This is a genomic window from Streptomyces sp. MB09-01 (assembly GCF_033794505.1).
Classification (GTDB): Bacteria; Actinomycetota; Actinomycetes; order Streptomycetales; family Streptomycetaceae; genus Streptomyces.
The window spans coordinates 1-3,469 of record NZ_JARAYQ010000460.1 but is presented as its reverse complement, the minus strand read 5'-3'; the positions used below and the strand labels follow the sequence as shown (position 1 = coordinate 3,469).

Here is a 3,469-nt window from a genome sequence, read left to right as displayed (position 1 = left end):
CCGCCAGTCCCGTGGCCACCACGGCGAAGGCCAGCAGGGTGGCCAGCCCGAGCACGGTCCGCTCCCTCCTGGAGACCGGTACGGGCGCCGGCGGCGGCCCGGGCGGGCGGCGCGGGGCCCACCACGAGCCGGCCACCGCCGCGGCCCCGGCCCCGGCGACGCCACAAGCGGTCCCCGCCACCACCACCCGTAGCAAGGTGTCGCGCACGGAGGCGAGTTCGAGGTCCACCACACAGGGCCCGGGCACCAGTGAGAACACGTTCCAGCAGCCGCCCACCACGCTCCCGGCGAAGACGACGCATGTCGCGAGGCAGCCCGTGACGAAAGCCGCCATCAGCCCGAAGAGCACCGCCACCCGGCCATGGACCCGGTACAGCCCCGCTGTGACGAGCAGCGCGACCAGCCCCTGCAGAACCACGGCGGCGGCGACGTTCCAGTGGGTGAACGCGAGGACGTACGCAACCTGCCGGCGGCGCTCCTCGGCCACGCCCAGGTGCACGAAGGCCCGGGTCCCGAGGACGGCGACGGCGAAGCCGGCCGAGCCGGCGAGGGACGTGACGACGACCCACCGCGCCCAGCGGGACGACGGCCCCGCCGCCCGGCGACGCCACAGCGCGGCGAGGGGCAGGGCCCAGAGCGTGACCGCGGCCAGGACGGCGGGAGTCCACCCGTAGAAGTGCTGGGCCATGGGGTGCTCCAGAGCGGCCCACGGCCAGAACGCCTCCACGGGAGCGACCGCGGCGATCGCCCGGTGGCCGGCGCGCTGCTCGGCGTTGACGGTTCCGAGCCCGTCGGAGAGGTCGTACAACAGCAGCCACCAGCCCAGCAGGACCGCGAGCGGGACCACCGCCGCCGCCACTCCCACGGGCCACGACCGGCCCGTCGGGCGTCCGTCGGGGGCGAGCCAGACCGTCGCACCCTGCACGATCCACCGGAAGAGCAGCACGACCAGCAGACACAGCACCACTGACCACGCGGCCTCCGTGACGGTCGGAGCGGGCAGCCGGTCCGACCGGAGGATTCCGTTCTCCGCCGCCACGAGTCGGCCGGCCACACATCCGGCAGCGAGTCCGACGGCGGGCAGGACCGTCGGCGGGCGGCCGTCCCGGGCCTGCGCCGTGCCGCTCCTCGCCGACATGGTCGCGCGCCACAGCGCGGTGCCGACGACGGTGACGACGGCCGGTGCGAGCACCAGGGCAACGAGCCAGCGGGAGTCGCGCGGGGCAAGGTGGTTGAAGCCGAGCCAGAGCAGCGTGTGCAGGCCGGCGGCGGTGATCGTGGCCGCCAGCCCCACCGCGAAGCACTCGCCGAAGCCGATCCGGAACTGCGCCGTCGGCCGTACGAGTTCGGCGGCGCGCCGCTCCGCACTGGGGTGCAGACCCAGCGGCCGCAACCATCCGGGCCGGCGCGGCTCCCGCGCAGCCAGGGTGTTCAGCCGCCTCAGCAGCCCGGTCCGGACGCCACTGACTTCGGCGGCGCGGGCGTCGGCGCCGAACTCGCGCGCTCGCAGCACCGCCGCGGCACTGACACAGACCAGGGCGACGAGTACGACCGCCCGCCACCCCACACCGAGGACGTCGCGCGCATCCGTCCCGGCCAGCGCGACGGCCAGCGGGACCAGCCCGAAGGGGACGAACGCCAGAGCCAGTGCGGCCGTCAGGTGGGTGATGTCGACGTCCTTGTTCCGCACGTGCCCGAGTTCGTGCAGCACGATCGTCCGCAGCAGCTCCGGGTCCTGCCTGCCCTCGGTGAGCAGCGCCCCGTTCAACCGCACGCGGTAGTCGCCCACACGCCCGAAGGTGATCGCCCCCACCTCCGGGCGGCGTCGGGCCACGAGGAAGCGAGGCGCCCTGCGCAACCCGGCTTCCGCCACCAGAGATTCGAGGACGCCGACCAGCGCCGCGTCCTCCGGGTCGTCCTCCGGTTCGAGGGGCTCCAGCCGTTCCCGCCACGTGCGCAGCCGTGGGAAGGCCCAGTACAGGGCCAGGGCGGCGACGGCCATCAGTGCCAGGCCGGCCAGGATCCACCAGGCCTTCTCGCGCTCGAAGGCCGCCGTGCAGGAGAGGACGCCGCGGGTATAGGCGCCCGGATCCGTGACGGGGGCCACCTCCGGCGGGGCCGAGATGCATCTCTGGTAGTCGGTGAAGGTGTCGTCGGCGCCGGGTGCCACGGCGTAGTAGAGCAGGTTGTAGATGAAGGCCGACGTCCCGATCAGCGCGGTGACGAGCAGGACGAAGCGGAACTTGACCCCGTGCGGCAGCACGAACGGATCCAGGGGCTCGGACGGGGGGCGGCGGTCGTTCGAGGACAAGGCTCTCGGCCCTTCTCGTCGGCGCAGGTGATCAGGGCGTCAGCGCGTCGCCCAACGCGTCCGCCAGCCGAACGGCTCGGTCCTCGTCCAGCCCCAGTTCCAGCGCGGTCGCGAGCGCCTGGGCACGGATGTGGCCCAGTTGCTCGGGGGAGAGCGAGACGTCGGGCGCGGGCCTGGCTGCGGCGGCATCGGTTCCGGAGGCCGTTGCTGTGTCCGGCTCCGTGGATGTTTCCGCAAGCGCCTCCGCGGCGGCCGGCTCCGGGCGCCGGAGCACGCGTCGCAGCCGCCGCCGGATCGCCTCCTGGCTGCGGTCGGCGGCGGTGGTGGCCAGGTCCTGGGTCAAGGAGATCACCACCCCCTGAACGACGGCGAGGATGAAGGGGGCCAGGGCGACGGCCACCTCACCGCCGCCGAACCCCAGCGCTTCGTCCTTCGGCTTGGCGTGCAGGCTCTTGCGCGCGGCCTTGAGCTCGCCCTCGGGGTCCCGGAAGTAGGCCTTGCTCTGACGCCGGAACAAGGCGAGCTCCCCTGGCACCGCCCGTTCCACCACGGCCCGCGCGATGTCCTGGACCAGCTCCTCGTCCACGAACCCCGGCCCGACGGTGTGCTTGCCCATGAGTGCATCCCTCCACTGTGTTGAGCCCCCGTTCCCTCGATGGGGGCCACGACGAGACTCGACTCCGCCCATCCGTCGTACAAGATGAGCGGCACGGCGTACAGGAGCGCGACCGAGTCCCATCGGGACGGTTGAGCGCCCTGGTCATCGGGTCCGGTGTGTGCTCTGCCAGCGGCCGCTTCAGCCTCCGCTGAGCTGGCGGACGTAACTGACCCCGTCCAGCTTGAGATTCTCGAACGTATAGCCGTATCCGGCGTCGAATTTCTCGATCGACCAGTGTGCGTAGGAGATCGGCCCGCCCGTCACGTAGAGGGTCATGGAGGTTCCGTCGACGACTGCGGGGCCTTTGAGGATCTGCCGGTTGTTGTAGTGCAGCTCCACCGTGCCGTTGGCGTTGAAGACAATCTTGTCGAGGCGCGCGGAGCCGACCCCGTCCCCATCCCATTCGCCCACCAGTTCCCGGGGGATTCTTCCCCTGGGCAGTGTGGGAGACGGGGGAGCCGGTGGTGAAGTGAGGACGATCGTGCCGGAGGGGCGGGGTG

The 3,469-nt window shown here is 72.5% G+C and carries 3 protein-coding genes; all 3 read right to left on the bottom strand.

Annotated features, from left to right (window positions below; all coding sequences use genetic code 11):
- Nucleotides 1-2,311 (bottom strand): M48 family metalloprotease (locus PV721_RS42265; RefSeq protein WP_319734045.1); only part of this gene is annotated, 2,311 nt, incomplete at its 3' end.
- A gap of 31 nt (nucleotides 2,312-2,342) precedes the next feature.
- The gene (locus tag PV721_RS42260) at nucleotides 2,343-2,927 is read right to left on the bottom strand and encodes a hypothetical protein (RefSeq protein ID WP_319734044.1); all 585 of its coding nucleotides are present in this window, start codon (nucleotides 2,925-2,927) and stop codon (nucleotides 2,343-2,345) included.
- Nucleotides 2,928-3,107: 180 nt separating this feature from the next.
- Nucleotides 3,108-3,469, bottom strand: a 362-nt coding sequence (locus tag PV721_RS42255; protein ID WP_319734043.1) for a hypothetical protein, incomplete at its 5' end; no start/stop codon positions are given.

Coding starts and splice junctions, on each gene's coding strand:
- PV721_RS42260 (WP_319734044.1), bottom strand. CDS start 2,927: ATGGGCAAGCACACCGTCGGGCCGGGGTTCGTGGACGAGGAGCTGGTC.